The following is a 6,315-nucleotide window of genomic DNA, read 5'->3' on the forward strand; positions in this document are numbered from 1 at the left end:
GCGCTGCTTGAGGGCCTTGTTATAAGAGGGCCAGTTGGTGATTTTAAAATTTTGTTTTGCCATGGAGACCTGATTTTGAAACAACTGTGGTGATCTGCTCCGATGATTACCCAAAAGTTCTATTTATTCAACAAAGCCCGTCGGGGGCTACAGCAAGCCTGCTTTGATGTGGAAAAGATCAAGGGCTACGGACAAAAACGCGAAATGCTGCGCGGCGTATTACCGAACTCCATCCTGCCCCGGCGGCAACCCCCTGGTATTCACGCCCGGCCGCGAGCGCGATAGAGGATATCGCTATTATTGGCGGTGGTATTGCCAGCGTACTGACAGCACGGGCGCTGCTGCGACGCGGCGTACACGTGACACTCTATTGTGAAGATGAGGCACCAGCGTTAGGCGCATCCGGTAACCGTCAGGGAGCCCTTTACCCGTTACTCAACGACAAACACGATGCGCTTTCCCGCTTTTTCGCCACCGCTTTTGGTTTTGCCCGTCGCCAGTACGATTCACTGCTGCAAGCCGGTATCGCCTATGAACATGACTGGTGCGGTGTGAATCAGATTGCCTACGATGAAAAAAGCGCGAGCAAAATCACGCAAATCTTGCACGGCAACTGGCCAATAGAGGTAGTTACGCCGCTCAGCGCTGATGAGATGGATGCAACGGCCGGATTAGCGATAGGTTTTTCAGGTGTGAGCTATGCCTAGGGTGGCTGACTGTGCCCGGTAGAGCTCACCACCCATGCGCTGAAACACGCACAACCGCTCGGGTTGGTCGTGCATTTTGCCACTAGCGTCTCTGCACTGGAAAAAAATGCATCCGGCTGGCAACTGAGGTTGGCAAACGGGCAGCAAAAAACCCATCCTGTGGTGATCCTAGCGAATGGACACCAGCTCAGCGACTGGTCGCAAACTCAGCATCTCCCCAGCTATGCGGTGCGCGGTCAGGTAAGTCATATCCCGACTACGCCGGTGCTACAAAGCTTGCAACGCGTCCTTTGTTACGATGGCTATCTGACTCCCGTCAGCACTCGTCACCAGCAGCACTGTATCGGTGCCAGCTACCAGCGAGGCGTGGTTGCCACCACTTTTAGCGCAGATGAGCAGCAGGAAAACCACCAGCGCCTCGCGGCCTGCTTGCCCGATTCAACGTGGGTGAATGACATTGACGTCAGCGGCAACGCAGCACGTCAGGGCGTGCGCTGTGCTACGCGCGATCACCTGCCGCTGCTCGGTGCCGCGCCGGATCACGCACTGACGCTACATCAATACGCGTCACTTGACGTACAGCAGCACACGACAGAACGTGTGGCCGTGGCGCCGGTTCATAAGGATCTGTTCATTATCGGTGCGCTAGGATCGCGCGGATTGTGCTCTGCCCCGTTGGCTGCCGAAATTCTGGCAGGGCAACTGTACGGAGAACCGTTGCCGCTCGATGCACCAACGCTCGCCGCGTTGAACCCGAATCGTTTTTGGGTGAGAAAGCTGCTGAAAGGCCGCGCGGTGTAATCAGCCACGCTCAAGGAGAGAGTGTCGCGGAATAACGCCAGTGGGTACGGGTATCGTTGATGAGCTGATAGCTGAGCGTCTGTCCGACGATCGAACGATTTATCGGCAGGCTTACGCTGGACGCCGGAGCCACCATCATGCTGCCCAGACGCTGTTCAGCATAGCTGATGTCGGTCAGCGTCATATGCCAGGGGGTGGGATTGTCGACCTGCAACCTTTGCCCGTCCCACGCTTGCAGCAAACGAAAACGCAGTTGTTCGCCATCAGACTCGTTGGGGTCGCCTAGCCAGGCTGGCCGAATAAACACCTTCAGGCGCAAGCGCAGCGGCAACACCACGCTTTGCGTGTGGCGCGTCACCTCCGCGGTGTTCGGTGGAATTTGATAGACGTTAAGCCACAGCAGCGATTCCTTGTCTTTGACAACCCCCTGACGCGAGGTGAGCAACAAACGCAAAGAACGCTCCTCACCCGGCTTCATACTGAATACCGGCGGTACGGCGATCAACGGCGTTGTAGCACGCTCGGGTGGGAGCAGCGGATCGCCCGCATCACTCCAGACCTGCACCAGCGTGTGCTGTTTTTCTGAATTGGACAGCATGAGCGATGTGGACATCTCGCCGTTGTGCAGAATCACGCGAGTGCCTTCAACATTAACCACGGCGAATGCAGGCTCCGCACCCATCAAGCAAAGCACGTACAGCATCCCGCTGATGACTTTCTGCACACTACTGGAAACTGACCATGATCTGCAATTGCGCATTGACTGTCCCCGGTTTAATCGGTTGTTGATTAATCGCTTCCAGCGATGCGGTAAAATCTCCGGCATAAATTTCTGTGCTACCCGCAGAGACCCTGGTGGTTAATTCTTTAAAGGCGTACCACCCGCGCGGGTTGCCGGTGCCGTATGAGGTTAAATCCGGCAGTAGATTGATGGCTTGCCCTCGGCTGTTGAAAATACGGATACCGACGCAAGAGGCCTCAGCTCGTTCCGCTACCGTACTGATTATCCAGCAACCAGGTTAAGCCGCCGCTGGTGACCAGCCCCAACGACTGCGCCGCCGCCATCGCGGCGGGCTTGTTCACCAAAAAATCCATCGAGACATTCGCCGCCGTGAGGGTTGACACATTGGTGCTAGATAGTGCTCCGGATTTACACTGTATGGTGACGGAGAACCCCGCACGGCTGGTGCCTCCCTGACGCAACTGATTGGCGGTGATCAACGGCAGAATCACGACATTCGGAAAATCATCCACGCGACAAGACGCGCCGCGTACAAAGGTCACCCCCGTCGCGTACAGGCTCTAGGTACCAGACCAGTCATAGTGCCATCCTTCATATTTGGTTGCAGAATCAGCACCCTCAGTCACATTCGCGCTGAGTCCCGGCCCTTTAAACGCGGTATAGCCGTGAGGCTGACTGTAGAGGTAGGTGTAGCTATTATAGGGATTGCCATACCACGTGGTGCTGTCGATACGGAACACCTCCATCAAGATATCGCTGAAGGCGCTGGCCGGAATATAGATATAGGTGCCATCGGAGAACCAGTCGGACGGCGTCAGTTGCCGACCCTGCCAGTAGCGGGAAAAGTAGGCACCGCTCTTTAAATGGGTGAGTCTGACCGAAACATTGCGCACATAGCTGTAGTAGGCACCGTCAATCTCACTGGCCGCATACATTCCGGCATATCCGCTATCGCCATTGGTGGCATACATCTCGAACAAGCTGCTGGCATCCTCGACCGCACAGCGAAACAAGATTTGATTAGCAGTAAACGCTGTCTGCGCGCCCTGACTCAGAAAGCTGATTGAGCTGCTCGCCAACAAAGTACCTGAGGGCTGAAAGGTGCCGCTGCTAAGGCTTATCACGCCGGGCATACCAATGTTTCTGCCGTTACAGGTATCGCACGCGCCATTCTAGGCGGTTGTGGTATAGCCTGCATTGCGCGCTGCCTGCGATAACGAGGTGGCACTGGTGACCAGAATACAGGCGCTGTATGCCTTCTGGCTCCCGAGTAACAGCACGGCCAGCCAGAATATGATACGTGATGTCATGGCGACCTCCGAAGCTGACAAGGCAGATCAAGATGGGTGAAAGCGTCGCTGCCGCACGGCGGTAAACGGTAGCTGACCGCACATTGCTCCCCAGACTGCGGGCCCCATACCACCTGCAAGGTGCCGCGTTCTTCGGCAAGGCGGGCGTAAATTTGACCACCTTGCCCGACCATGCCAACGCTGTCGCCTGCCGCCGTTACCACATCCGCGCCCATTATGGAAAAACTCCCGTCCTCAAGTTGCGTGGCGATCAGCACCGCCCTCCCTTGCAAGGTGGAAAAACTGACCTGCGCCAAGGCTCCCGCTTAAGGGACCACGCGCTGACTGCCACCTTGCAATTCAGTTTCATCGTTCATGGTGCTGGCATCCAGCGTAATGGTGTTATAACGGTATGGGGCCAGCGACGGCAAGATGGCGTAACCAAAGCGATCGACCGTAGCACCCTGACCATTGCGCACCATCGCCCCTTCGGCACCCGGTGCGCGGATCAACGCGAAGGTATCGCTGGCATAAGGCCCAAGCGTCACCACGCCCTGATGCAACACCAGCGTACTGGCGGCTCCGACGCCAAATTGGCGATAGTTGTCGCCTTGCGCCACCGAAGCGCACAGCGCACCCAGAGAAGTCGTTTGTTGTGCGCTACCGCCAAATGTCATGGCGTTACCGCCCTGTTGATAATTCTCTACCACGGTGTAGGCAGACCATGTTAACTGCCTGTCGTCGCCTGAAGACACCGCCACACTCAGCGTGCCTGAACGTGACGCGCCAGTGCGGTTCATGTCCAACGAGACCTTAGAGCGGGTGCTCCCGACATCAAAGGGCACAGAGAAACCGAGCGCGACAAGGGTTTCGGTATAGCGCTACTGACCGATGTTGTCGTAGTCCCCATCACTGACGCTGACGAAATTACGTCCCCGTTCCCACACGGTGCGCTGGCGTGCCACGCTCAGGTTATAACTGATGTTTCGCCAGGAATTATTGTAGCCGAGTTGCAGTTGAGTAACGCGTGATGATTCACCGTAATAGCTGCTGGTACTGGCCGACATGTTCAGCACACCCCACGAGCCCATCGCCTGGCTCACCGTGGCGGAAAAACGGTTTTTTGATTCAGGCTGTCTGACCAGTAGCTTCCATCATTGCGATAGTGGCGGCGCTGACCGAGCACATTTTGCAGATCGCGAAAACCGGTGGTGGAATAGTGCCAGGCAGCCAGTACCACGCTGGTGCCGCTGGAAAAGGTGCGACCGTAGCTGAGTTAACTACGCCAACCCGACTCAGTATGACCATTTACATCCGCATGCGACCAGGTCGCGTTCGTCCCGAAGGCTCCGATAGGAGTGGCGATTACCGTACCAAACAAGCCCGCGACATAGTCATCCGCAACGCGTACACCGCCGTTGAGCGTTAACACATTATTGAGGCCATGCTGGACAACGCCTTCGGCAAATTGGTTATCGATGCTATTAAAATGGCGTACGCGCCCCATAGCCACTTCGTATTGCCAGTTACCGGGACGCACTGAATCAGGGACGGAGGCATAGGGTACGGTAAAGGTTGATACCCGCACGTTGGCCTCGAACACCTCTACCTGCAAGTCCCCGCGATCCTGCGTGTTATACAAATCGCTGATCACGAAAGCACCGGTCGGAACGCTGGTTTCATAGATAATCTGCCCTAGTTGCCGCACCACCACACGCGCCGAAGCCCCCGCTACGCCGCGCACTTCGGGTGCAAATCCTCTACGCCCCTGCGGCCACATGCGCTGATCGCTGGCAAGCTTGGCGCCATTGAATGACAAACTGCCGAACAGGCTATTACTGGTGTATCTGTCACCCAACGTCAGCATGCTTTCAATGGCGGGGATGGGTCTGTCCACCTAGGTGCGCACCGCGTTGTATTTATATTTGCTTCCACTGACGCTGCTGTCGTAATAGCGCAGATTCCCTTGATGGCGAACCTGCCACAAACCAATATTGGAACCAGCATTCAACGCACTCCACAAATAACCGTAGCGATAATTGTTGTCACGATTTTCCGTGCGGTAGTAGTTGGTGTTATGGCGTAATGACAGCGCATGGATACCACTGTCCCACTCCGAAACCGGAATATAGCCGCGTGGAGTGCGCAACAATGCCTGCTGTGCCACCACCAGATTGAGGCGCAAGGCGGTGAGATCCACCTCTTCGGCCACGCTTTTGCCGGTATCGCTCAGTAACACACATTCTGCTGGTTGCCGTGGTGCGTTGCGATTTACACGTATGGCCGTTTTTTCCAGCAAGGCCGGAGAGAGGCAGGCCTTCACGCACTCTTCGGCGGTGGTGATAAACAGCACCGTCTCACTGGCGGCGGCTTTGTTGAATAAATAGAACTTTTGGGTAATCATCGGAGCAGATCACCACAGTTGTTTCAAAATCAGGTCTCCATGGCAAAACAAAATGTTAAAATCACCAACTGGACCTCTTATAACAAGGCCCTCAAGCAGCGCGATTCTCTAACCGTATGGCTAGATGAATCAGCCATTGCTGCATGGACGGAAAAAAACACTACTGAACGGCGTGGACGACCGCTCTACTACTCAGATATGGCCATCACCACAGTCCTGATGATGAAACGAGTGTTTGGCCTTTCATTGAGGGCTTTACAGGGCTTTGTTGACTCGATTTTTAAACTGATTAAATTGTCGCTGCATTGTCCAGACTATTCGCTGCTCAGCAAGCGAGCAAAGACAGTGAACATCAGCATAAAAACGCCAACC

The 6,315-nt window shown here is 55.4% G+C and carries 6 protein-coding genes and 3 pseudogenes; 2 read left to right on the forward strand and 7 right to left on the reverse strand.

Annotation, left to right across the window (positions count from 1 at the left end; genetic code table 11):
- Positions 1–138: 138 nt before the first annotated feature.
- Positions 139–1,508: pseudogene (mnmC, locus tag QZ506_RS06060) on the forward strand (FAD-dependent 5-carboxymethylaminomethyl-2-thiouridine(34) oxidoreductase MnmC); the annotation flags it as partial.
- Between the two features lie 10 nt (positions 1,509–1,518).
- On the opposite strand, the gene QZ506_RS06065 reads toward mnmC, so the two are convergent.
- From QZ506_RS06065 to QZ506_RS06095, 7 genes and pseudogenes are all read right to left on the reverse strand, one after another.
- Positions 1,519–2,211 (reverse strand): fimbria/pilus periplasmic chaperone, encoded by a 693-nt coding sequence (locus QZ506_RS06065; protein WP_291969789.1) that lies wholly within the window; start codon positions 2,209–2,211, stop codon positions 1,519–1,521.
- 22 nt (positions 2,212–2,233) lie between these two features.
- Positions 2,234–3,560 (reverse strand): annotated as a pseudogene (gene stbD, locus QZ506_RS06070) (fimbrial usher protein StbD).
- Entirely contained in the window at positions 3,557–3,856 is a 300-nt protein-coding gene (locus QZ506_RS06075) for a FimD/PapC C-terminal domain-containing protein (RefSeq protein WP_291969790.1), read from the reverse strand. The pseudogene stbD and the gene QZ506_RS06075 overlap by 4 nt, the downstream one beginning before the upstream one ends.
- Positions 3,857–3,865: 9 nt before the next feature.
- Positions 3,866–4,630, reverse strand: a pseudogene (locus QZ506_RS06080) (fimbria/pilus outer membrane usher protein).
- A gap of 8 nt (positions 4,631–4,638) precedes the next feature.
- Positions 4,639–4,779: a hypothetical protein gene (locus QZ506_RS06085; RefSeq protein WP_291969792.1), complete on the reverse strand. Its 141-nt coding sequence runs from the start codon at positions 4,777–4,779 to the stop codon at positions 4,639–4,641.
- A 36-nt stretch (positions 4,780–4,815) separates the two neighbouring features.
- Positions 4,816–5,436: a fimbria/pilus outer membrane usher protein gene (locus tag QZ506_RS06090; protein ID WP_291969794.1), complete on the reverse strand. Its 621-nt coding sequence runs from the start codon at positions 5,434–5,436 to the stop codon at positions 4,816–4,818.
- On the reverse strand, positions 5,437–5,940 hold the full coding sequence (locus tag QZ506_RS06095) for a FimD/PapC N-terminal domain-containing protein (RefSeq protein ID WP_291969798.1): 504 nt from the start codon (positions 5,938–5,940) through the stop codon (positions 5,437–5,439). It lies immediately after the preceding gene.
- A 42-nt stretch (positions 5,941–5,982) separates the two neighbouring features.
- Here QZ506_RS06095 and QZ506_RS06100 point away from each other — a divergent pair.
- Positions 5,983–6,315 (forward strand): transposase (locus tag QZ506_RS06100; RefSeq protein ID WP_291969796.1); only part of this gene is annotated, 333 nt, incomplete at its 3' end.

This window comes from Candidatus Symbiopectobacterium sp. (genome assembly GCF_020054415.1).
In the GTDB taxonomy this organism is placed as follows: Bacteria; Pseudomonadota; Gammaproteobacteria; order Enterobacterales; family Enterobacteriaceae; genus Symbiopectobacterium.